Origin of the sequence: Saccharothrix obliqua (assembly GCF_019375475.1) — a bacterium.
GTDB classification, from domain to species: Bacteria; Actinomycetota; Actinomycetes; order Mycobacteriales; family Pseudonocardiaceae; genus Actinosynnema; species Actinosynnema obliqua.
Genome location: NZ_JAHXGQ010000009.1, coordinates 170,747 through 193,641, shown reverse-complemented (window position 1 = coordinate 193,641; position 22,895 = coordinate 170,747). Strand labels below are relative to the sequence as shown.

Here is a 22,895-nt window from a genome sequence, read left to right as displayed (position 1 = left end):
CACTCGAAGCGATCGCGGCGGTCGGCCGCCCGGCGACTAGGCTCGCCCGGGTGATGGATCGCTTGGTGTGGATCGACTGCGAGATGACCGGGCTCGACCTGGGCAAGGACGCCCTGATCGAGATCGCGGCGCTGGTGACCGACGCGGAGCTGAACGTGCTCGGCGAGGGGGTCGACGTGGTGATCCACGCCGGCGACGCCGCGCTCGACTCGATGCCGGAGATCGTGACGGCGATGCACGCCAAGTCCGGTCTCACCGAGGAGGTGCGGCGGTCCACCACGACCCTCGCCGACGCCGAGGCGCGGGTGCTCGCCTACATCCGGGAGTGGGTGCCGGACCCGCGCACCGCGCCGCTCGCGGGCAACTCGATCGCGACCGACCGCGGGTTCATCGCCCGCGACATGCCGGCGCTGGACGCCCACCTGCACTACCGGATGGTCGACGTGTCGTCGATCAAGGAGCTGTGCCGGCGCTGGTACCCGCGCATCTACTACGCGCAGCCGGAGAAGGGCCTCGCGCACCGGGCGCTCGCCGACATCCGCGAGTCGATCCGGGAGCTGGCGTACTACCGGCGGACGGCGTTCGTGCCGCAGCCCGGTCCGACGACCGAGCAGGCGCAGGCCGTGGCGAACCAGCTGCTGGCCGCCGACCGGGAGAAATAGGGTCGATTTCAGAACCGGCGGTAGGGCAAGGTATGCTTCATGCCGCCGGGTCGACCGGTCTTGGTGGGTGTAGCTCAGCTGGCAGAGCACTGGGTTGTGATCCCAGGTGTCGCGGGTTCAAGTCCCGTCACTCACCCCAAGTGGAACGCCCTCTGGCCGTGCGGTCAGGGGGCGTTTTCCGTGACCACACCGTACGGAGATCGCCGTGAGCGCCACACTCGTCGTGAAGGACCTGGCGGCAGGCCACGGCGACCGGGTCCTGTTCTCCGGGCTGGACCTGGTCGTCGCGCCCGGTGACGTGGTGGGCCTGGTCGGCGCCAACGGCGCGGGCAAGTCCACCCTGCTGCGCACCCTGGCCGGCCTGCTGCCGCCGGAGAGCGGTGTGATCCGCCTCTCCCCCACCACCGCCACCGTCGGCCACCTGCCGCAGGAGCCCGACCGGCGGCCCGGCGAGACGGTCCGGGACTTCCTGGGTCGGCGGACCGGCGTCGCCGCGGCGCAGGTCGAGCTGGACCGCGCCACGGCCGCGTTGGCCGAGGGCGTCGACGACGGCTACTCCGAGGCGCTGGACCGCTGGCTCGCGCTGGGTGGCGCGGACCTGCCGGAGCGCACCCTGGAGGTGGTCGCCGACCTCGGGCTGGCGGTGGACCTGGACCAGCCGATGACCTCGTTGTCCGGTGGCCAGGCGGCGCGGGCGGGCATGGCGTCGCTGCTGCTCAGCCGCTACGACGTGTTCCTGCTGGACGAGCCGACCAACGACCTGGACCTGGCCGGGCTGGCCCGGCTGGAGGAGTTCGTCGCGGGCCTGCGCGCGGGTGCGGTGGTGGTGTCCCACGACCGCGAGTTCCTCGCCCGGACGGTGACCCGCGTGGTGGAGCTGGACCTGGCCCAGCAGCAGGTCCGGTCCTACGGCGGCGGGTACGAGGCGTACCTGGAGGAGCGGGAGATCGCGCGCCGGCACGCGCGCGAGGAGTACGAGGAGTACGCGGCCACCCGCACGGCGCTGGAGGAACGCGCGCGGTCGCAACGCGCGTGGATGGAGAAGGGCGTCAAGAACGCCCGCCGGAAGGCGAGCGACAACGACAAGATCGGCCGCAAGTTCCGCACCGAGGCGACCGAGAAGCAGGCCGCCAAGGCGCGGCAGACCGAACGCCTCATCGAGCGCCTGGACGTGGTCGAGGAGCCCCGCAAGGAGTGGGAGCTGCGGATGGAGATCGCCGCCGCGCCCAGGGCGGGCGCGGTCGTGGCCGCGTTGCGCGGCGCGGTGGTGACGCGTGGCGCGTTCACCCTGGGTCCGGTCGACCTCCAGGTCGACTGGGCGGACCGGGTGGCCGTCACCGGTGCCAACGGCGCGGGCAAGTCCACCCTCCTGGCCGCGTTGCTCGGGCGCGTCGAGCTGACCGCCGGCACGTCCTACCTGGGCCCCGGCGTGGTCGTCGGCGAGGTCGACCAGGCCCGCGGCCTGTTCCTCGGCGACCAGCCGCTGGTGGACGCCTTCAACGCGGCGATCCCGTCCTGGGCGCCCGCCGACGTGCGCACGCTGCTGGCGAAGTTCGGGCTGAAGGCGGCCCACGTCCTGCGGCCCGCCGCGGGCCTGTCACCCGGCGAGCGCACCCGCGCCGCCCTGGCGCTGCTCCAGGCGCGGGGCGTCAACCTGCTGGTGCTCGACGAGCCGACGAACCACCTGGACCTGCCCGCCATCGAGCAGCTCGAATCGGCCCTCGACGCGTTCACCGGCACCCTTCTCCTGGTCACCCACGACCGGCGGATGCTGGCCCGGGTGCGCACGACCCGCCGCCTGGAGGTGGCGGCGGGTCGCGTCGAGGACCGGTAGGTCAGCGGTTGCCCTTGACCCACTCCTCCCACGGCACCTGCCAGTCGCCGAAGCCGTCCCACGACTCCAGGGCCGGGCCGCCGGAGTTGGTGACCACCACCACGTCACCCGGCTTGGACAGGTCGAAGACCCACTTCGCGTTCTCCGGCGAGAGGTTCAGGCAGCCGTGGCTGACGTTGCGGTTGCCCTGGTCGCCGATGGACCACGGCGCGCTGTGGAAGAAGATGCCGCTGTTGGACATGCGGGTCGCCCAGTCGACCGGCGTCACGTAGCCGCCCGCGTCCAGCGCCAGGCCGTACGTGCGGGAGTCCATGACCATGTGGTCGTGCTTCTCCATCAACACGTACGTGCCGGTGGGGGTCGGGTTGGCCGCGTTGCCCATGGACGTCGGCATGGTGCGCGCCACCTGGCCGTTGATCTTCGTCACGACCTGGTGCGACTCACCGTCCGCCTCGTGCACCACGGCGTCGCCGATCGTGGTGTTGATGACGCGGTCTTCCTCGCCGTAGACGCCGTTGCCCAGGTGCTTGCCGTAGATCTTGGCGTTGATCGTGATCTTGGTGCCGGCGGCCCAGTAGTTCTGCGGGCGCCAGTGCACTTCCTTCTCGTTGAACCAGTAGAACGCGCCTTCGACCTTCGGCTCCGTGGTGACGGAGATGGTCGCCTCGGCGGCGGCCCGGTCGGCGATCGGCTCGTCGAAGTAGAAGGCGAGCGGCTGGCCGATGCCGACCGTCGTGCCGTCCATCGGGTTCACCGACAGGAAGGTCAGCGTGCGCGGCTTGACCGTGGTGAACGTGGAGGTCTTGGTGGCGGGCTTGCCGTCCGAGCCCTGCCCGGTGACGGCCAGCGTGTAGGTCTTGTTGTACCCGAGGGGTTCGGTGCTGGTCCACTGCGTGCCGTCGGCGGACACCTGCCCGGCGACCGCCGCGCCCTCGGGGTTGGTCAGCGCGACCCGGGTGAGCTTGCCGTCCGCGGCGGTCGCCACGACGGGCGAGCCGGGCGCGACGTCCACGGCCTGGTCGAGCGGCCCCGTGGTGAGCGAGACGGGCTTCGGCGGCGGTGTCGAGGAACTGCTCGCGGCACCGGCCGGCTGCGCACCGGCGACGTCACCACCCGACGAGCACCCGGCCGCCAGCACGGCGACCAACCCGACCGCGACTACCCCCAGCGCTCCACGCGCCCCCCGGCCGACTGACATCCCGAGCCTCCGCTCACACCTGGACACGAATCCGCTTTGGTGTCCCCGTACAAGGTGACGCCCGGAGGGTTGACGACGTTGCCCGAGATACAGGATCGTTACGGACGCGAAGTTCCCCCTGGGACAGCCCGCACACCCGGCCTGACCAGGCGATTGGGAACCGCGTAGGACGCTGTGCTAATGTTCTTCACGTCGGAACGAGCAAGGCCCGACACCGAGCGAGCGCCGCTAGCTCAACTGGCAGAGCAGCTGACTCTTAATCAGCGGGTTCGGGGTTCGAGTCCCTGGCGGCGCACCAAAGCCCCAAGTCATCGACTTGGGGCTTTTGCGTTTCCAGATCAGTCCCACACTTTTCCCACGCTTATCGGTGCTGACTCCCTCGCTACTTTCGCGGACCAGGGCGTCCATCGGCGTGGTCAGCGCGGCAGGGGCGCTGACCAACGGCGACCTGGACGAGGCCGCCGCACTGGCGATGGACGCGGTCGACCTGGCCGGTCCGCTCCAGTCCAGCCGGTACGTCCCCGATCATCGTCGGGGTGTCGCCTGTGAACATCAGGTTCTGAACGTGTGCGTCGCCGTGCACCGGGCCGGCGGGCAACTCGTAGTCGAGTTCGGCGATCTCGTGCCTGAGCCGGTCGCAGAGCCCGAGGAGGAAGCGCTTGTCATCCCGGTCGATCGGTGCCGTTTCAACGCGCGGCTCGACCCACGACAGCAGCTCTTGCCGGGGAAGCCGGACCTCAGCCAGCGGACGACGTCGACTTCCTTGACCGCGTCATCCCAGTGCGCCGGGCCGCGGGTCGACGCACTCCACGCCCGCCGCCGCGCAGGCGCGGCGGGCCTCATCGAACTGGGAGGTCAAGCTCTTGGCCCTCTCGTTCGGGTCGTCGTCGGCGATCATCGCACGCGCATTCCTTCGTCCGCCGTGCCAGCGGTTGGTTCGGACAGCCACACGAGCCGGACCTCTCCGTCGTCGTCCTGGAAGTGGCGTCGGACGTCTTCCGGGCGGGCGACCTGGAGTCGGTAGGTGCCGTCGCTGGTGGTGACGTCGGTGCGGTCGGGGAAGGCCATGCCGTAGGCGGCGATGTGGCAGTCGTCGTCGTACTCCAGGCCGATGGCGAACAGCCGCGGCGCGTTCGCGGCGGCCAGGCGCAGGAGGAAGGCGGTGTGCTCCGGGTGCGTGGGGTTCATGGTGCGGTGATCTCCGTGAGGGTGACGAGTTCGGCGAACTCGGTTGCGGTGAGGAAGGTCAGGTTGGTCTGCCAGGGCGAGACCAGCCACGAGACGTTGGGGGACGGCGGCAGCCGGATCAGCGCCCCGTGAGGAAAGGGACGGATATCGGAGCGGGCTTGTGGGAACGGCGGCCGGACGATGAACACCGCCATCATCGGTAGCCCTTTTTGTCCGACGACGGGTGTCGGTTTCGCGGTGAACCACGGCGACGCGGTGATGGTTTCGGCGAGGTAGTCACGGACGAGGACAAAACCGATCGACTCGTCCGCCGCGCCGAGGATGTCCGGCCGCATGTCGTCCGGTACGTCCCACCACTGCCGGACCCGATCCGGGTCGGTGGTCGCCTCGCCGCGGGCGTGGACGGTGATCTCGTCGGTTTTCTCCCCGGTGAGAGGGTTGATCAGCGCACCGTCGCGGCACACGGTTCCAGGCAGGAGCTTCCAGCCCATCCCCGCGTAGGTCAGCGCCGCTTCCAAGACCGTTTGCTCGGCGATCGGCATGTCACGGCTCGTTCCGTGGAGCGGCGATCGTCGGCTGCACGTGGTGCGGTCGCCCGGCGGCTTTGTCGACCAGGGCTTCGGCGATCTCGGCCAGGTCGCGGCCGAGCTGCTGTTCCACTTGCGCACGGCGTAGCGGCCGAGGCGGTGGTTGACGTCCGCCAGCCACGCACCGAACAGCAGTTCATCCCTGGTCATACGTCCCCGCCGGCTTCCCCGACGTCGAACAGGTCCTCGAATCGCAGCGGGCTCAACGCCCTCAGCGCTCCCGCGATGAACGCGGGGCCGGGGTTGTTGTCCCCGTCCAACACCCGCTTCAACGTGGCACGGTTGATCCGCATCCGGACCGCCAACGCGTAGTCCGAGTGGTACCCCGCCAACCGGACGGCCCGCGTGAACCTCTTCACGTTGAGCCGCAAGGTGAACGCCATAATCCAACCACCTCCTACTTTCCCTGTCGCAGGAAGTACGCCACGGCCCACCACAACCCGATCAACGCGAGTGCGCAGAGCACGATGCCCCACAACTCGAACCACCACGGCTCGGCATTCATGTCACTCGTACCCACCCATCTCCCGCGGACTGGCGGCGGGGAAAATTCCGGTATTCCAGGCCACCCAATCGAAGCCGGTGATCCGGGAACAGGGCCGACTCATGCTCCGAACGTGCCCGGCTTGTGGCCTCGGTAGGCTTGAACTGCGAAGGCTCCACGCGTCGACGTCGACAAGTCATGCCGGGAGGTCACCCGATGGCAGTACGGCGGACAGGATTGGTCAGGGCGCGCAAAGCCGCGGGCTTCACCCAGGAGACGTTCGCGGAGGCCGCCGGTGTGGACCGGTCGGCGGTCGCGCGCTGGGAAACCGGGGTCCGGGAGCCTTCGCCGCACCTGCGGTGGAAGCTCGCCAAGCTGCTACGGGTATCACTTGACCGGCTTGACGAACTGATCACCGAGGGCGCACCAGACCGGGGAGCGCCGAGCGAGCGCCTGGCTCACGTGTTGCTGCACCCGACCAGCGCCGATCTCGTGGCCGTCGCCGAGCTGCGGCAGCAGGTCTACGAGCTTGATGAACGCTACGACCGAGCCCCCTCCACCTCCCTGCTCGCGGAAACCGGTCAGACCCTGGGCAGGATCACGTTCCTGAGCGCCCATGCAACTCACCGCGTCAGGCGAGAACTGAGCGCCGTCGAGGCCCAGTGCGCGATCCTCATGGGGCAACTCGTCTGGGACGCGTCGCAACGTCGAGACCACCGAACCGCGCACATGTATTTCGACCAGGCCGGTGCCGCCGCCAAGCGTGTCCGCGACTCGGCAACCGAAGGACTCGCTCTGTTGCGTAAGAGCTACGTCGCGCTCTACGGCCAGAAGGACCCGCGAACGGGGTTGTCGCTGACCACGCGAGCGGCGGACGTGACGGCACAGACCAGCCAGGTACTCAGCGGCTTGGCGACGCTCCACGCGGCCGAGGCGCACGCGATGATGGGGCGCCAGGCAGACTGCGAAGCGGCACTCACCGAGGCCGGCAGCCACTTCGACCGCATCGATGACGATGATGCCGCGTTGGGCCTGTTCTCACCCACCCAACAGGGCCGCTTGGCCGGTTCCTGCTATCTGTTCCTGGGTGAGCCGCGGAGGGCCGAGCACATCCTCGAAGCCACCTCGGCCCAACTACGGAACCGTTCGAAGTCCGAAGCCATCCTGCTGGGCAACCTCAGCCTGGCCCGCCTGCGCCAGGGCAAGGTGGACGAGGCCGCCGGGGCGTTGCACCAGGCGATGGACGTCATCGAACTGACCTGGGGTGGCGGCGGGCTGAACATCCTGTTCGACGCCTGCCGCGAAATGCAGCCGTGGCGGCAGCAACCCGAGGTGCAGGATGTCTACGACCGGATGATGTCGCTGATGGCAACGCGGTAGGAGGCAGCATGGCGGACGTCGACCAGGCAAAACAGGCCGCCCGCGAACGCGTCTGGGCGTTGCTGGAACGCGAACACGCCGTGCCACCCGGTGTGCACGGCCGCATCCCGTCCTTCTACGGAGCCCAGCAGGCCGCGGACCGGTTGGCAGGTCTGCCGCAATGGCACGACGCCCAGGTGGTCAAAGCAGTCCCCGACACCGCCCAGGAACCCGTCCGCGCCCGTGCGTTGCGCGAGGGCAAGCTGCTGTACATGGCGGTGCCAAGGCTCGCCGGTGAACAACCCTTCATCCTCCTCGACCCCGCGCAGCTCACCGTCTCACCGGAGGAAGCCGCCAACCGCCACACCGCCACCCGTATCGGCCGACCGGTCGAGGTCGACGCCATGCGGGCCGTAGATCTGATCGTGTGCGGCAGCGTCGCGGTCAACCGGAGCGGTGTACGGCTGGGCAAAGGAGCCGGCTATTCCGACATCGAAGTGGCCCTGCTCCAAGAGGCCGGCTTGATCAACCCCGACACCGTCATCGCCACAACCGTGCACGACCTCCAGGTCGTAGACGACGAACTACCCGAGACCCGACACGACTTCAGCGTCGACCTGATCACCACCCCCAACACCGTCATCCACTGCCACACCCCACGCCGCCCCCAGGGCCTGCACTGGGACGACCTCCCCGCAGATAAGATCGCCGCCATCCCAGCACTGGCAGCCCGCCAAAGGCTTACGAGGCAGTAGCCACCTCTCCACACAGCTAACTGCAGCCGTCTCAGTAGCTGTGTTCAGAGTTTCTTTTCTCCATTTTCAAGGCGGCTCCCGAAGGTGTCCGCAAGCGATCAAAGAAGCGCTCGCCGCGCAGCAGGCCAACAGGATGACCGGGACCCACGATCGACTCCCGACTCGGCGGGACCGGGGTCCGTGTCATCCCGACTACCTCCCGAAGGGCTATCACGCGAGCCGGGGCCTGCGAGCATGGCCCCGTAGCCGACGATTGGTGAGGCATGTCGCAGCCCTCAACTCGCGCGGTAGGGCCGCGCCAGGTCGACCGGATGACACGACGCCTCTCACAGAGGACAAAGATCACGAACCGTCCGTAACGAGGTGGACGCTGTACCGATAGGACAGACAACCAACGAAGGGAGCAGACATGCCGTGCGGCGTCTTGCGATGCTCCAATCCACCCGTGAATGTAATCGACGTAGCGCAAGAAGGAATGAGTCGACACGAGGTGGCTGTATGCGCTGAGCATGATCGGCGTATCTCGTCAGGCGAGCCGTACTACTTCGACTCGGACTCTTCGGCCATAGATCACCACGTAGGAACAATCCTCATGGGAGAGGACCTGCGAACCAGAGAACTCCGTTACGTCACGGACGTGTCTATCGCCAAGAACCTCGCCAGTGACGCACCGACTCTCGGTCCGCTTACAACGCTAAAACTCACCGTAGGCACACTAGGAAGCCAAAAAGAAGAAAATTTGAAGTCTTCCTGACCAAGGACATGGTCGCAATACTTGCAGAAATGCTCACCTTCATCAATCGCACTCCATAGTCCATGCACATTAGTTGACGAATGACAGCGACGAGGAACAGTCAAGCTCTGCCCAACGTGCTGCCGAGTCAGAGCGATCAGCCCCGTCCGTAGACCGGGGCAGCCGTGATCGACGTCATGACTCACCCTTGGAAAAGACTGCAATCAGCCGTAGGCGACATCCACCGTACCCACGTCGATCTAACATTTCCCCTGTTCGCAGCCCACGTCGAGGAGCGACGGCGGCGGATGGCGAACCTCATCTTCACTCAGCGGGTTCGGGGTTCGAGTCCCTGGCGGCGCACCAAAGGCCCAGGTTTTCACCTGGGCCTTTTACTTTTTCGGAAACACGGTAATGGCCCCGAGCTTCGGCCCGGGGCCATTACCCACGTTTCCGCACTGTCACGGTCGATCCACCGATGGGGTGGCGGAGCCCTGCCCGCGGTGAGCGTGCGGGCAGGGCTCCGGGGGACGGGGTGGTCAGGCGGTCTTCGCCGGAACACCCCAGACCTGCGTCAGGCCGCCGTGGCAGTCGTTGATCTGCAACAGGGTGCCGTCAGCGGTCATGCCGTCGCGGACGTCCAGGCAGCGGTTGGACAGGGGGTTCACGATCGCGCCCGTGTAGCGCGTCACCCACTGCTGGCTCGTCCACCCGGGCGCGCACACGGCCGTCGTGACGGGCGTGCGGTTGTTGGTGCTGGAGATGTCCAGGCAACGCCCGCCGCCCGAGCGCAGCGCGTTGTCGCCGACGTTCCAGAACACCTGCGTCGACACGCCGCGGCACGTGCCCAGCTGCACGACCAACGAGTTCACGTCGTTGTTCCCCAGCTCGGCGCACTTGCCGACGAAACCGGGCACCCAACCACGCATCAGGTGCTCCGCCGTCAGCCGCCAGCGCTGCGTCGGCGACGCCGTGCACGGCTGGATCGACAACAACGCCGCGTCGTCGGTGGACGCCGAGGTCAGGCACTTGCCGGACTGCGGGTTCTGGAACGTGCCGTCGGCACGCTCCGTCCACTGCTGGGCCGGGTTGTTGTTGCACGTCCACAGGTTCACCGGGGTGCCGTCCGCGGTGCCGCTGCCCGCCACGTCCAGGCACTTGCCCTCGCCGCGCACCGTGCCGTCACCGATGACGACCCAGTTCTGCGCGACCCACCCGTTGCACGGCCACAGGATCGCCTTGTTGTCCAACGGGTTGTGGCCCGCCACGTCCAGGCACTTGCCGCCGGGACCGGAGACCACGCCGGACCGGCCGCGCGCGGTCGGGATCTGCCACACCTGGGAGGACGCGGTGGGCGAGCAGTCGGAGATCCGCAGCCGCGCGCCGTCGACGCCCGAGTCGGACGTCAGGCAGCGACCCGAGTTGATGTTCACGATCCGGCCGTCCGGCCGCGTGATCCACGCGTCGGCCTCGCTGCCCGAGCAGTCCTGGACCACCACGAGCGTCCCGTTGCCCGTGCCGCCGCCCTCCGGCGTCACGCACCGGCCGCCGAGCTGGATGGAGCCCTCGCCGGGCGTCGTCGCGACCTGGCCGAAACCGCCGTTGCAGGTGAGCAGTTCGACCACGGGCTGGTACGGGGTCTCACCGCGGAGGTTGAGGCACTTGCCGCTGTTGACGAACGCGCCCGACGTGATGGGGCTGTCCTTCTTGATCCGCACGTTGCGGAACCGGACCGGGTCGAAGGTGCCGTTGTTCTGCAAGCCGATGTAGCTGTGCTTGGCGTACCGGCCGGCGGGCAGCTTGATCTCGTTGACCTTGGTGCCGTTGAGCAGCACGGTCACCATGTTCCACCGGACGCTGATCTCGTAGGTGTTCCACTCGCCGACCGGCTTGGCCGCCAGGGCGCTGGGCCCCTGGAGACCGGTGATGCTGCCGGTCTGCGTGCCGGTGCTGGACGCCGCCGCGATGTTGACCTCGACCCCGTTCGTGCCGGGCGCGGCCGGGTCGTCGCCGGGGTTGGGGAACAGCACGAACACGCCCGAGTCGGACTCCGCGGACTGCGCCTTCCAGTCCACCTTCAGCGTGTAGTCGTTGCCGAACGTCCGCGCGCCGTACCAGGTGACGTCGGTGCCGGTGTCGGTGACGAGTTCGCAGCCCTCGACCTTGAGCTGCTTCGCGCCCGCCTTGCGCCACCCGCCCAGGTTGTACTCGGCGCGGCCGTCGAACACGGACGTGAAGCCCGCCGGGTCGTCCGCGTGGACGCAGTTGTCCGTGCCGGGCGTGTAGGTCCCGCCGACGAAGTAGCCGGACACGTCGACCGACACGTCCGCGTTGCCGCGCTCGTTGCGGATGTCGACCTTGCCGCTCGCGCCCAGCGGCGCGAGGACCATGCCGGCCAGCGGCTCGCGCTTGCGCGAGGCCATGCTGGTCATCGACTGCCACGCCTTCTCCTGCGGCGTCACGGTCAGCTCGGTGCCGAACAGGTCTTCGGTCGAGGTCACCGTCATCGCCGCCGCCACGGACGACGCGCTGATCCCGGCGATGCCCTTGACCTGCACCGCCGCCGAGCGCCCGCCACCGATCCGGCCGACCGGCAGGCCGTTGCCGGTGGTGGTGTCGGCGACGCGCGCCGCCTCCGGCAGCGTCACGAACTTCGAGCCCGAACCGGGCGCGAACCAGCCGACGATGTCCACCGCGAAACCGGTCTGCCCGGACGCGGTGTAGTTCTTGAGGTGGATGCGCCCGTCCGTGCCGATCGGCACCACCGACAGGTTCGACCGGGTGTCACCGGGCGCGAGGGCCAACGTGGTGGTCGCCGAGTTCACCCCGGTCGGGAAGAAGCCGAGGTACTGCTCGGCCGTCGCCTCGAACGCGGTCAGGTTGACCACGACGGACGTGGCGTTCGCCGGCACGTTCGCCGCGTTCCGGATGCCGATCCACTGCTCCCCTCCCCCGGCCAGCGGGTAGTTGCGGGAGCTGCCGTTGTAGCCACGGGAGTCCACGACCCGGTACGGGGTCACCCGCGGCGTGTAGAGGTCGGTCGACTCGGACGGGCTGAAGTGGCCCAGGTACTCGACCACGATCACGGCCGTGCCGGACCTGTTGCGCAACCGGATGGACCGGTCCGCGCCCAGGGGCACGAACGCCGTCAACGACGTGAAGAGCTGCCCGCCCTTCACGCGCAGGGACGTGGCGGGAGCGGAGCCGACCTCCGGCATCACGTCCACTACGGTGTCCACATCGGACCGCGCGGAGAACGTGATCGCCACGGCGGTCGTGTCACCGGGCACGGTCGCGAACGGCAGCGTGTACACGCCGTTCGGCCCCAACGAGCCGGTGTGCACACGGGACTGCACGGGGTTCACGGTGAAACCCGCGCCCGTGAACCCGGGAGTCGACGTGGGCACGCCGAGGGAGAGCCCGCCGTAGCCCCACGTGTTGTCGGTGTGCTTCGGGTTCGCCGTGGCGCGCAACGACGCCTGGATCTGCGCGGCGTCCAGCGCCGGGTTGTTGGACTTGAGCAACGCGGCGGCCCCGGCGACGTGTGCCGCCGCCGCGGACGTGCCGCCCAGCCCGGTGGTGGTGAACGTGTCCACGTTGCTGTAGCCGATCAGGTCGGGCTTGATGCGCCCGTCGATCGTGGGCCCGCGCCCGCTGGCCTGGTGCACCGCGCCGGTGTTGACCGCGCTCGCGCCGACCGCCAGGACGCTGGACGACGTGGCGGGCTCGGTGACGCTGCCCGCCTCGGTGAAGAACTGCAACTGGCCGCTGGGCCCGCTGACGAACAGGTCGAACGGCGTGGTCTGCGGAGTGGTGTGGTTCTCCACGTAGACGTAGAACTGCCGCGCCACCGCCGGGCTGCCGCCGTTGGTGAACGTGACCTCCTCGGTGGGGCTCAACCCACCGGGCGTGTCCTTCTGCGCACGCGTGGAGCGCGCGGCGATGTCCGGGTCCGTCGGGCCGGTCGGCGGGTGCGGCTGGGACATCACGTACAGGTCGAGGTCACCGGTCGTGGTGGGCCAGGCGTCCCAGCGCAGCCCGACGGTGGCCGTGCTGTGGGCGTCCACGGTGAACCCGTTGTTCTCCGCGGACAGCCCGGCGAACTCGACCCACTTGTCGCCGTCCTTGCTCACCGCCGGTCCGCCGTAGTGCAGGCGGGCCTGGTTGCCCGCCGCCACGGACCACAGCAGGCCCGCTTCGCGGCTGCGCCGGACCACGTCGGCGGGGCTGCCCGCCGGACCGGTGCCGTCACCGCGCCCGCCGGTCGGGCTGACGAACCCGATCGCGGCCGTGACGACCTGGACGCCCTGCTGGCGCAGCCACTCCTCGGCGGCGGCGAAGCTGACCGAGTCCTCCACGCACGCCAGGTACAGGGTCGCGTCGGGCGCCATGTCGTGCACGACCTCGGCGACGGCGGTGCCGTGCGAGCTGAACGCCGTGCCGTCCAGGCAGTTGCTGTTGTTCACGGTGGTGCCCGCGGGCAGCTCACCGTTGTCCACGGCGTCCTGGAAGAGGCCGAACCCGACGTCCACGACGCCGACCTTGACCCCCGCGCCCTTCTTGCCCGCCTGGTGCCACAGGTCGGCCTTGGCCGCCGCCACGCCGGCCGACGTGATCGACATCGGCACGGCCCGGTCGGGCAGCCGCACCTCCCGCACCCCGGGCTGCTCGGCGACGTCCCGCAGCCGGTCACCCGGCACCGCCGCCTTCACCCGCCCGTCGGCGGCCCGCGCGACCTCGCCACCCGCCGCCGCCACGGCGGCGCGCAACTGGTCCTCGCGCTCGCCCTCGACGTAGACCAGCGTGCGCCCCTGCCCGTCCTTGGCGACGACCTGGCCGGGCACCGCGTCACCCGCCGAGTCGACCGCGTCGACCGGCACGGGTGCCGCCGCTGCCGGTGTCGCCGCGAGCAGCGCCCCGATCGTGAACCCGACCGCCGCGAGGACGGTGGCCCGTCTCAGTGTTCTCATGTTCATCCTTCTGTCGAGTTCGACGCTCATTCGTCGAGGACCAGCCAGTAGTGGTGCCCTTGCGCCAGGTACGCCATCTCGTCGGAGTCCGGCGTCACGCTGGTGATCACGTCGTCCTCGATGACCACGCGGAACATCTGGTCGTCGTCGTACCCGCAGTGCGGGCACCCGCGGGTGAGTGCCCGGGTCGCGACGCGTCGGTAACCCGGGCGGCCCTCGTCGTACTCCTCTTGATCCAGCCGCTCACCGACCCGGTAGATGCGCAGGGTCAGCGCGCCGTACTTGAACTGGAGCACCCGGTGGTACCGCCGCCCGCACCGCGGACAAACCTCCGCTTCGGGCAGGACGAGTTCGTTGAACATGCCCATCAGAGTTTGCACATATTCGGAGGCAACGTCATCTCCTTACCGAACACGATGTACGTGACCGGATACTGATCGGCGACCAGCCGTCGGCAGAAGTCCTTGTCACCGGTGAGGATTTCCAGGTTCTCCTGCCGGGCGGAGTCGTACACCCGGGCGTCCGCCGGCTTCATCCCCGGCTTGTTGTACCCGGGGGGCTCAGCCACGATTCGGCTCACCTCATCCTCCCTGGCCGGCAGGCCCATTCGCCCGCCGCGGTCTCGCAACATCTCCTGGAGCCACTTCTGACGATCGGGATCGGCTGAGTTGCTCTTCTTGTAGACGAATTCGTAGTACGCCTGAGGCGAGATGACGGGCCGTTGCCCGCCCACCACGGCTTCGATCGCCTCCCGGAGCTTGTCAGAGCCCGAGTACCAGTAGACGAGCGCGTTGTTGTCCAACGCGATGCCGGGGAGGTCCTGCTCGGTCGGGATGCCCGGCGGCGGCGTCGAGGGCTTTTCCGTGTCATGGCTGACTTCGGTGCTCTCGTCGGTGTACTCGTCGCCCTTGTCCTCGACCTTGTCGGGGCTGGGCTGGGTGTCCTCCACCGGCGGGCGGGGCTGGACGGTCGTCCCGGGGTCGAACCGCACCAGCGGCTGGGTGGTGAAGATGTACCACTTCGGCGGCGGCGGGGGCCGGAACACCGGGGTGTACGGCTTCTTGTTGGGGTTGTACGGCCCCGTCAGGTCCGAGCCCGGCTGGCCCGGCTTGCCCGGCTTGGCGCACCCGCCGACGTGGTACTTGCAGTTGCCGTTCTGCGGGATGCCGTCGTCCTCGAAGTAGTTGGGGCCCTTCGGGATGGGGCAGTGCCCCGCCTGCCGGATGCTCCCGGTGTAGCAGCGCTCGTAGCCGGGGCACGGGTTGCCGTTGGCGTCCACCAGGACGTCCGCGCAGCCGGAGGCCGTGGGCGTCGCGTTGCAGATCATGTCGATCGGGATGGACAACCACGGCGGAAGGAACTTGCCCGCTCGTGGCGGGATGATGAACCCGTCACACGCGTCGTGCCCGGTGGGGTCGATGTTGTTGAACGGGTCGTTGTCGCCGTACTGGTAGCGGTTGCCCTTGGCGGACGGGGACGGGTCGAGGTTCCAGTCGTCGCGGCTGAGGAACCTGCCCGTGCCCGGCGAGTACCAGCGGGCCGCCATGTGCACGGTGTCGCCGTCGGTCCAGTCGCCCTGGTAACCCAGGGACGACGTCTCACCGGTGGACCTGGTGACCTTGCCGAACGGGTCGTAGGTCTTCAGGCCGTCCACGGCCGCGCCGAGGTAACGGGCGACCACGTCACCGTGCTGGTCGGTGAAGAGCATCTTGCCCTTCGCCGTGCTCGCCGCGTCCTTGTCGGCGAACGGCGTGCCGTCCGGCAGGCGGCTGATCACCCGCGTGCCGTCCGAGACCACCTCGTTCGACAGGGCCATGTACTGGAAGCCCTTGCCGTTGCGGTCGATGAGGCGGTCGAGGCTGTCGTAGCCGTAGTTGCCCTGGCCGTTGACCGTCATCCGGTCGAACGCGTCGAACTGCGGCGTCTTGGTCTGCCCGTTCTCCACCGCGGTGGCGAGGGTGCCGCGCGCCGTGTACGTGTACGTCGCACCGGCGCCCGACAACAGCCGGTTGCGCTCGTCGTAGGTGTAGGTGTCGTTGCCCGCGCGGACGCGGTTGCCGGCGTCGTCCCACTCGTAGTCGGTGGTCGTCCCGGACGCCGTCCACGAGGTGAGGCGACCGGCGCCGTCGTACGTGTAGGCGTTGTCGACCGTGCCCGCCTTGTCCTTGCTGGTCTTCGACACGGCCTTGTCGTCCAGGTCGTACCCGTACTGGGTGCCCAGCACCGTGTTCGGCGGGATCCCGGAGTCCACGGACTGCACGACCTGGTCGGAGGTCAACCGCCCCAGCCCGTCGTACGCCAGGGTGCGCCTGATCCAGCCGCTCACCGAGCGGTCGCGGACGAGGCTCGTGCGCCCGGCGGCGTCGTAGCCGAAGTCCACGGTGCGGCCGGTCAACGCGTCCACGACGCTGGAGATGCGCCCCGCCCGGTCGTACTCGAACACGGCCGTGCCACTGGCGTCCGTCCGCGTCGCAACGGTGTCGTCGCCGTTGTACGAGTACGTGCCGGTGCCGGCCGCGCCGAACGTCAGGATCACGTTGCCGCGGTCGTCGTAGCGGTACTCGCTGTCCCCGGTCGGGCCGCCGACCCGGGTGATCCGGCCGGCCAGGTCGTAGCCGAACGACTTCTCCTCGGTGTCCGCGCCGACGCCGGTCTCCAGCGTCACCCGGCCCTGCGCGTCGAACGTCCGGTCCACGCGCACGCCGCCCGGCTTGGTCAGCCGCACCGCCTGGCCGGCCGCGTCGTAGGACGTGGTCCACGTGCGGTCGTCCGGGTGCGCGGCCGTCGCCGGGTCCACGGTGGACGCGGGCAGGCCCCACGGTGTGCTGGTGTAGAGGGTGACGTTGCCCTTGCCGTCCACGAACCGGCTGCGGTTGCCGAGCTTGTCGTAGCCGAACGACGTGACGATGGTCTTGGTCGCGTCGACCTTCTCGTCCTGCCGCACGACGCGTCCCAGCTCGTCGCGCAGCAACGTGCGGGTGCGCCCTTCCGCGGACGTCGTGCCGACCAACGCGTCCGCGGCGTCGTAGGACGCCGTGGACGCCCGCTTCTCCACGCCGTCCACGGCCTGCGCCAGGCGCACCGGCCGACCCAGCAGGTCGTACGTGGTCGTGGTGACCAGGCCGGCCGGGTCCGTGGTCCTGCTCTGCCGACCGACGATGTCGTACGCGAAGGTCGTGGCGCGGCTGGTGGCGTCGGCCGCCGTCAGCACCTCACCGGCCGCGTTGTACGCCGCCGTGGACACCGCGCCCATCGGGTTGGTGACCGACGTGGCGTTGCCGGCCTGGTCGTAGCCGGTGGTCGTCGTGTAGTACAGCGTCTGGCCGCTCGACCGGTCCACCTTGGTCGAGGTCACGCGGCGACCCAGGTCGTCGTAGGTGTACAGGGTGCGCCCACCGGCGGGGTCGGTCACCGATCGCGGCTCGCCGACCCGGTCGTAGGTCACCCGCGCCACCGACGGCACGTCGCCGACCTGCGGCCTGGTGACGGACAGGACGCGCCCGTACGGGTCGTAGTCGTAGGTCGTCACGCGGTCCAGCGGGTCCTTGACCTGCACCGCGCGGCCGGCCACGTCGTAGGTGGTGCGCGTGGTCGCCCGGATCACCGCGCCACCGGGCGGGGTGTAGTCGGGCAGCGTCACGGCCGTGGCCCGGCCCATGGGGTCGAACTCGCTCGTGGTCACCCCACCCGCCGCGTCCCGGTCGTGGGTCACCTCGCCGAACGCGTTGCGCCCCAACGTGCGCGTGCCGCGGAACGACGCCGTCCGGACACCGGCGTCCCACACCTCGGTCGCGGGGGTCGTGACGGACACCAGCGCGCCGGTCGCGTCGTAGGACCGCTCGGAGGTCAGGCCGCGCCGGTCCGTGACGGCGATCTGCAAACCGCGGTCGTCGTAGTCGTACGCCGTGGTGAACGCCGTGCCGGGCACGAGGTGGTCGTGCTGCCGGGTCAGGTTCGACGCCGGGTCGTACTCGAACGTGGCCGTCTCGACCCGGTTCGGGTCGGCCGCGCCGCGGCGCTCGACGCGGGTCGGGTTGCCGTCCGCGTCGCGCTGGAAGGTCACGCTCCGGTTGACGCCCGCGGGGTCGAACGTGCTGGACGTCTGGAAGCCCATCGGGTCGAAGGTGTTGACGGTGGTGATCCCACCCGTGGTGACGCGCCGGGTCTCGTGGCCCGCCGGGTCGTAGGTGTGGTCTTCCAGCGTCACGTTGCCGTTCTCCCGCACGACCGTGGCCGGCAGACCGTCGTCGTAGTAGGTGAACGTCGTGATGCGACCGATGGCGTCCACGGACCGCCGCACCCGTCCCGCCGCGTCGTACACGTGGGACTCCAGCGCCAGGCCGGTCGCCGCCGGGTTCTCCGGGTCGACGCCCGCGCCGGACGCCGACCGGGCCAGCAGCAGGCCGCGCTCGTCGTACTGGGAGGCCCAGCGGATGCCCTTGACGTCGGTGACGACGTGCGTCAGGCCGTTGTCCGCGTACTCCTGCGTCTCGACGCCGCCGTCCTGGTACGTCGTGGCGGCCAGCCGGTCGTGCGCGTCGTAGGTCATGGTCGTGGTGCGCGTGGCGTCACCGCCGGTCGCGTCGGAGACCGAGGTCTCCACCACGTTGCCGTTGCCGTCGTAGCGGTACGACGTGACCTTCGTGTGCGTCACGCCCGTGATGGGGTTGCGCACGGCGGGCTCGGTCACCTTCGCGGGCTGCGACCGCGGCGTGTACTCGACGGTCGTGGTGCCGTAGGCGACACCACCCGAGTTCGCCGACGTGATGGTCTTGCGCCGCCCGAGGGCGTCGTAGGTGTACTGCGTCCGCTGCCGGTCGGGCGTGGCCACCTCGGACAGGTCGCCGTTGGGCGCGTACGTGTAGGTGGTGACCTGCCCGCGCCGGCCCGTCGTCCGGACGAGGAGACCGGATTCGTAGGTGTTCGTCTCGGTCGGCGCGGTGGTGTGCCCGGCGGGGACCGGCCAGGTGGTCTGCGTCAGCCGACCGGCCGTGTCGTAGGTGTAGCTCGTGCGGTACGTCGTGTCCTCGGGACCCGACGACCGGGCGTCGGAGATCGACGCGAGCTTGTCCCTGCGTGGGTCCAGCGGGTCGTCGGACTGGAGGTAGGTGAAGTACGTCGTGTTGCACGTGCCCGGCGCACGGCATGTCTTGTTGCTCAACCGGTTGCCACGCGCGTCCGTGGTCTGCTCGGTGCGCGCACCGATCTCGTCCACGGTGGCGGAGAGGTACCCGGCCGTGTTGTAGCTGTACGTGCGGGAAGCGCCGTTGTGGTGGCGGCCGGTCAGCCGTCCGCCGTTGTCGAGGTCGAACGTGTAGGACCACTCACCGTGCGACGACGGGCCGCGGATCACCGCCGTGCGCACGGCGTCCTGCACCTGCGGCGTGTCCAACGTCCACGTGACGCCCTCGTGGTCGACCAGCGTCGACACGCGGTCGTTGATGTCGTCGTAGGTGAGCTTCGCGAACTGCCGGTTGTCCTGCGGCAGCAGCACCGACGTCAACGCGCCGATCGCGTTGCGCGCGCCGAAGTGCTGGCGTGCGGCCAACGGGCCCACCGAGTGCGTGTAGACGGCCACCTCGTCGATGGAGCCGTTGAAGTGGAAGGCGCCGCCGTTGGTGGCGGGCCAGTCCTTGCCGGAGCCCGCGCCGAGGGTCAGCGCGCCCTGCTGCCGGTGGTCGATCAGGCCCTCCAGCTGACCGACCGCGACCCCGTCCAGGTACAGCGTCTGGCGGTCGATCGCACCGGACAGCACGGCGTGGTGCCACTGCCCGTCCGCCACGCCCGAGGGGCTGACGATCTGCCGCCTGCCGTCCGTGGCGCGCACGGTGAACCCGCCGTACAGCAGGCCGTCCGTGCCCACGTAGAGGATCGGCGTCGACGCGGACGCGGCGTTCGGGAACGGCTGGTCGGCGTAGCTGAGCAACGTGCCGTGCGCCGTCGTCTTGAACCACAGCTCCACGGCCAACGACATGGTGTGCGGGGTGAGTCCGGACGGCAGCGTCACGTAGCTGCTGTTGCCGTCAAAGGCCGCGCCCTTGTCGCTCGTGCCGCCCAGTGCGCCACCGGCGCCGAGGAGGACGGCGTGCTGCGTGCCGGCGTTCTCCCCGTTCCGGCGGGCGGTCACGTTGGCGAACTTGTCGCCCGTGGTCTCGCCCAACCGCCAGTACGCGCGTGGCGAGTCGTCCAGCACGGAACTGCGGTAGTGCGAGCCGTCCTGGTACGTGTAGGTCGTGCAGTTCGGGGCGCCGCCGGGCACGCACGCGCTGGTGAGCCGGTCGCCCTGGTACGTGTAGGTCCACACGAGGTCGCCCGCCGTCACCGTCGCGACGTGCTTCCCGGTCCAGGTGAAGGAGAGCTGCCGCCCGCTGACGTCGTTGGTGATGGTGGCGACGCGGTCCTGCGTGTCGTGCACCAGCGTCTCGGACAGCCCGGCCGGGTCGAAGATCCGCACCAGCCGGCCGAGGACGTCGAACTCCCACCGGTTGCCGCTGTTGTCCCGCAACGTGTAGCGGCCCGTGTCGGTGTGGTGCACGAGGTCGGCGGTGCTGCCCGAAGGCGACGCGTAGGACGCGTCCGCGTTCCGCCCGTAACGCACCTGCCGCCCGGTCGGGTAGGTGATCACCACGTCGCCGGAGACGTCGTCGTCCTTGCGCAGCCGCATGTCCAGCCGGGACGCCCATCCCTCGCCGAACGCCGTGTCACGGCGCGGGTCGAGGCTGTTGTACGTCCGCGTGATGGTCAGGTCGGGGCCGACCGTCGCCACCCGTGCGTCGGTCACGGCCGTGGTGTAGTTGCCGATGCTGGGGTCGAGCCCCGGTCCCTGCTTGCCGTCCGGCGTGCCCGCGAGGTGCGAGGTGATCTGCGGCTGCGGCACGCGCGTGGTCAACGCCAGCGGGCCCACCCAGTTGGGCGTGGCGTCCACCGTGTCGTAGGTCTTGACGCCCCAGTAGTAGGTGGTGTTCCAGCGCAGCGTGTCCGGCGCCCACGACTGGGCACCCCAGTCCGGCGACTCCTGGCAGTTCTGCGTCAGCGCCGTGTCGGTGCAGATGCGGAACTTGTAGGAGAGGCCGCGGCCGGGCCAGTTGTCGTCGTCCTTGCCCTCCGCGTACAGGGTGGGCGTGCGGTTCTCCACCGTCGCGCCGCTGCCCGGCTGCTGGAGGTTCGACGACGGGGCGACGTTGGAGACCTTCAGCTCGAACCGGGCGTACGGGACCTGGTGCAGTTGCTGGAAGTCCTGACCGCCGGCGAACATCGTCAGGAAGACGTCGTAGGTGTCCGGTGCGAGGGGTTCGATCGGCAGGTCCACGAACGTGTGGGTCTGCATCGGGCCGATGTCCGCCCGCCAGCCGCCGCGCTGCGTGCGGATGTGCGTGCCGTCCTTGCGCTTGACGATGAACCCGAAGTCCACGTTGGCGTTCCACGTGTCCGCACCGAGGTTCGTGACGCGTGCGCCGAGCTTGCCCGCACGCGTGTTCGTCGGCAGCGTGACGCCCGTGACCTCGAACGAGGCGCCCTGCGGGGCGTAGATGACGTCGAGGTACGGCGGGTTGGCGGAGTTGGCCGAGGCGAACCGCCGGCCGCCGTTGGCGGTCTCGTCCGCGGCACGCAGCGAGAAGCCGTGCGGCAGGCCCGTTCCGTGGGTCCAGCGGGTCATCAGCTTCGGGTCGAGCGGGAAGCTCACCCACGCGGGCTGGCCGCAGCCGTCGCCGTGCGCGAACTCCCGTGTGGCCAACGCCTGCCCGACGGCCGCGCCGGGCCACGTGTTCTGCCACGGGTCGGTCACCTCGTACACCGACACGGAGCGGGGCGTGCAGGAACCCGACCAGACGTTGTCGAGGTTGAGCGTCGCGCCGACGATGTACTGGTTGGCCAACGTGCCGAGCGCGTTGTCGAACGACAGGTACGCGCGGGACACCGGCTTGCCCTCGACACGGCCGACTTCCAGTTCGACGGAACCGTGGTTCGCGGGCTTGTCCGACCGCACGTAGTTGTCGTCGCTGTCCGCGTTGAACAACGCGGCCGTGGGGTCAAGCGTCACCGGGAACGCGCGGCCCGCCTCACGCAGCCACGCCTGGTCCAGCTCGACGCGCAACCGCCACGTGTCGGCGTCCACGGCGTCGAGCGCGTAGCGGACGGCCTCCGTGCGCACGCCGTTGGCGTCGTCGGCGTGGCCGGCGGGGATGGTGGCGACCACGCGGTCGCCGTCCACCAGCTCGACCGCGCCGCCGGACAGCCGGGGCGTGAGCCGCCGGGTGTCGAGGGTGAAGGTGAACGTGCTGGTCGCGGTAGCCGAGGCGAGGACCAGGTCCTCCTTCACGCCGGTGCGCGTGGCGGTGAGGACGAGGTCCGCGCCCGGCCGCACGTCGCGGTAGCGGGCCGCCGCGCCGGACACCTCGGCCGGCGCGTCGGCGGCGTCGTCCAGCCGGTAGGTCAGCACGTGGTCGTCGTCGAACGCGAGCCGGACCAGCTCGGGGTCGGCCGCCGCGTGGGCCAGCCGGACGTCCAGCGGCCCGGTCCGCGGCCGGTAGCGGCCCCGGTCCTCGACCAGCGCCAGGTCCACCGGCACCCACTGGTCGCCGCGTCGGACGTTGGCCGGACCCGTGTGCAGGCGCAGCGTGCGCGTGCCGTCCGGGTTGTCGAAGGTCTGCGTGGACTCGGTGCGGTCACCGGGCCGCTCCACGGCCGCCGGGTCGATCGCCGGGCCGGTCCTGCCCTGCTCGACGTGCGGCGTGACCACCGCCTGGCCGTCGTCGGGCCGCCACACGGCGGGCAGCGGGCCTGCCTCGTCGGGCACGGCGTCCGGTGGGCGTGGCTGGTCCCGGTCGTCCAGGTCGCGGGCGACCCGCGTCCCGGAGCCGTCCCGGCCGGCGTCGGCGGTGCCGGAGCGCTGCTCCGGGGCCGCCTCCGACGCACCCGGTGGCAGGCCGCCGATCCGGTCGAACAGCGTCCGCGATCCGGTCGTGAGCGGCGCCAGCAGCAGCACGACCATCAGCAGGAACAGCCAGGCACGAGATATCGGCACGCGTCTCACGCGTCCTCCCCCAGTGTGACCGCAGCGAGTCGCCGAGAGCTTGGCGACCCGGCCTCACACTCAGCTCACACTCGGTGTGAGCAGCGCTGTG

At 69.8% G+C, this 22,895-nt stretch carries 15 protein-coding genes and 2 tRNA genes; 7 read left to right on the top strand and 10 right to left on the bottom strand.

The window, feature by feature from the left end; translation table 11 throughout:
* Positions 1–50 precede the first annotated feature (50 nt).
* The 3 genes from orn to KZQ38_RS26375 all read left to right on the top strand — a co-directional run bounded on the left by orn (position 51) and on the right by KZQ38_RS26375 (position 2,496).
* Positions 51–662 (top strand): oligoribonuclease, encoded by a 612-nt coding sequence (gene orn / locus KZQ38_RS26385; protein WP_219445500.1) that lies wholly within the window; start codon positions 51–53, stop codon positions 660–662.
* A gap of 63 nt (positions 663–725) precedes the next feature.
* Positions 726–801, top strand: a tRNA-His gene (locus KZQ38_RS26380).
* Between the two features lie 66 nt (positions 802–867).
* The gene (locus tag KZQ38_RS26375) at positions 868–2,496 is read left to right on the top strand and encodes an ABC-F family ATP-binding cassette domain-containing protein (protein ID WP_219445499.1); all 1,629 of its coding nucleotides are present in this window, start codon (positions 868–870) and stop codon (positions 2,494–2,496) included.
* Position 2,497: 1 nt separating this feature from the next.
* Here KZQ38_RS26375 and KZQ38_RS26370 read toward each other — a convergent pair whose 3' ends face one another.
* Positions 2,498–3,694, bottom strand: coding sequence for a L,D-transpeptidase (locus KZQ38_RS26370; RefSeq protein WP_219445498.1), 1,197 nt, complete (start codon positions 3,692–3,694; stop codon positions 2,498–2,500).
* 222 nt (positions 3,695–3,916) lie between these two features.
* Between KZQ38_RS26370 and KZQ38_RS26365 the strand changes: the two genes are divergently transcribed.
* A tRNA-Lys gene (locus KZQ38_RS26365) sits at positions 3,917–3,992 on the top strand.
* An 84-nt stretch (positions 3,993–4,076) separates the two neighbouring features.
* On the opposite strand, the gene KZQ38_RS37525 is transcribed toward KZQ38_RS26365, so the two are convergent.
* The 4 genes from KZQ38_RS37525 to KZQ38_RS26355 form a co-directional block, all read right to left on the bottom strand.
* Positions 4,077–4,370, bottom strand: coding sequence for a hypothetical protein (locus KZQ38_RS37525; protein WP_372452289.1), 294 nt, complete (start codon positions 4,368–4,370; stop codon positions 4,077–4,079).
* Positions 4,371–4,466: 96 nt separating this feature from the next.
* Positions 4,467–4,592, bottom strand: coding sequence for a hypothetical protein (locus tag KZQ38_RS36500; protein ID WP_257902271.1), 126 nt, complete (start codon positions 4,590–4,592; stop codon positions 4,467–4,469).
* Positions 4,589–4,882, bottom strand: coding sequence for a hypothetical protein (locus KZQ38_RS26360; protein WP_219445497.1), 294 nt, complete (start codon positions 4,880–4,882; stop codon positions 4,589–4,591). The genes KZQ38_RS36500 and KZQ38_RS26360 overlap by 4 nt, the downstream gene beginning before the upstream one ends.
* The gene (locus KZQ38_RS26355) at positions 4,879–5,424 is read right to left on the bottom strand and encodes a bifunctional DNA primase/polymerase (RefSeq protein WP_219445496.1); all 546 of its coding nucleotides are present in this window, start codon (positions 5,422–5,424) and stop codon (positions 4,879–4,881) included. The genes KZQ38_RS26360 and KZQ38_RS26355 overlap by 4 nt, the downstream gene beginning before the upstream one ends.
* Here KZQ38_RS26355 and KZQ38_RS36495 point away from each other — a divergent pair.
* Complete coding sequence (locus KZQ38_RS36495; protein ID WP_257902270.1) at positions 5,423–5,557, top strand: hypothetical protein; 135 nt, start codon at positions 5,423–5,425, stop codon at positions 5,555–5,557. The two genes, KZQ38_RS26355 and KZQ38_RS36495, sit on opposite strands and share 2 nt — an antisense overlap.
* Positions 5,558–5,615: 58 nt before the next feature.
* Here the strand turns inward: KZQ38_RS36495 and KZQ38_RS26350 are convergent, their stop codons facing one another.
* Positions 5,616–5,852 carry a transcriptional regulator gene (locus KZQ38_RS26350; protein ID WP_219445494.1) on the bottom strand — a complete coding sequence of 79 codons (237 nt, stop codon included), beginning with the start codon at positions 5,850–5,852 and terminating at the stop codon, positions 5,616–5,618.
* A 14-nt stretch (positions 5,853–5,866) separates the two neighbouring features.
* Positions 5,867–5,989, bottom strand: a complete 123-nt coding sequence (locus KZQ38_RS36490; protein ID WP_257902269.1) for a hypothetical protein — start codon at positions 5,987–5,989, stop codon at positions 5,867–5,869.
* Between the two features lie 180 nt (positions 5,990–6,169).
* Between KZQ38_RS36490 and KZQ38_RS26345 the strand changes: the two genes are divergently transcribed.
* A complete protein-coding gene (locus KZQ38_RS26345) occupies positions 6,170–7,333 on the top strand; it encodes a helix-turn-helix domain-containing protein (protein ID WP_219445492.1) in 1,164 nt (387 codons plus the stop codon).
* Positions 7,334–7,341: 8 nt separating this feature from the next.
* Positions 7,342–8,067 (top strand): 5-formyltetrahydrofolate cyclo-ligase, encoded by a 726-nt coding sequence (locus KZQ38_RS26340; protein WP_219445491.1) that lies wholly within the window; start codon positions 7,342–7,344, stop codon positions 8,065–8,067.
* Between the two features lie 1,272 nt (positions 8,068–9,339).
* On the opposite strand, the gene KZQ38_RS26335 is transcribed toward KZQ38_RS26340, so the two are convergent.
* The 3 genes from KZQ38_RS26335 to KZQ38_RS26325 are packed head-to-tail and all read right to left on the bottom strand — an operon-like array spanning position 9,340 to position 22,804.
* The gene (locus tag KZQ38_RS26335; protein WP_219445489.1) at positions 9,340–13,770 is read right to left on the bottom strand and encodes a ricin-type beta-trefoil lectin domain protein; all 4,431 of its coding nucleotides are present in this window, start codon (positions 13,768–13,770) and stop codon (positions 9,340–9,342) included.
* Between the two features lie 26 nt (positions 13,771–13,796).
* Positions 13,797–14,132 (bottom strand): hypothetical protein, encoded by a 336-nt coding sequence (locus KZQ38_RS26330; RefSeq protein ID WP_219445488.1) that lies wholly within the window; start codon positions 14,130–14,132, stop codon positions 13,797–13,799.
* Positions 14,133–14,137: 5 nt separating this feature from the next.
* Positions 14,138–22,804: an RHS repeat-associated core domain-containing protein gene (locus KZQ38_RS26325; protein WP_219445487.1), complete on the bottom strand. Its 8,667-nt coding sequence runs from the start codon at positions 22,802–22,804 to the stop codon at positions 14,138–14,140.
* Between the last annotated feature and the right edge of the window lie 91 nt (positions 22,805–22,895).

Excerpts from the sequence above, each read along its gene's own strand:
- KZQ38_RS26360 (WP_219445497.1), bottom strand. The coding sequence starts at position 4,882 with ATGAACCCCACGCACCCGGAGCACACCGCCTTCCTCCTGCGCCTGGCC.
- KZQ38_RS26340 (WP_219445491.1), top strand. The coding sequence starts at position 7,342 with ATGGCGGACGTCGACCAGGCAAAACAGGCCGCCCGCGAACGCGTCTGG.
- KZQ38_RS26330 (WP_219445488.1), bottom strand. The coding sequence starts at position 14,132 with ATGTTCAACGAACTCGTCCTGCCCGAAGCGGAGGTTTGTCCGCGGTGC.
- KZQ38_RS26350 (WP_219445494.1), bottom strand. The coding sequence starts at position 5,852 with ATGGCGTTCACCTTGCGGCTCAACGTGAAGAGGTTCACGCGGGCCGTC.
- KZQ38_RS26335 (WP_219445489.1), bottom strand. The coding sequence starts at position 13,770 with ATGAGAACACTGAGACGGGCCACCGTCCTCGCGGCGGTCGGGTTCACG.
- KZQ38_RS36500 (WP_257902271.1), bottom strand. The coding sequence starts at position 4,592 with ATGATCGCCGACGACGACCCGAACGAGAGGGCCAAGAGCTTGACCTCC.
- KZQ38_RS36495 (WP_257902270.1), top strand. The coding sequence starts at position 5,423 with ATGTCACGGCTCGTTCCGTGGAGCGGCGATCGTCGGCTGCACGTGGTG.
- KZQ38_RS26345 (WP_219445492.1), top strand. The coding sequence starts at position 6,170 with ATGGCAGTACGGCGGACAGGATTGGTCAGGGCGCGCAAAGCCGCGGGC.
- KZQ38_RS26370 (WP_219445498.1), bottom strand. The coding sequence starts at position 3,694 with ATGTCAGTCGGCCGGGGGGCGCGTGGAGCGCTGGGGGTAGTCGCGGTC.
- KZQ38_RS26355 (WP_219445496.1), bottom strand. The coding sequence starts at position 5,424 with ATGCCGATCGCCGAGCAAACGGTCTTGGAAGCGGCGCTGACCTACGCG.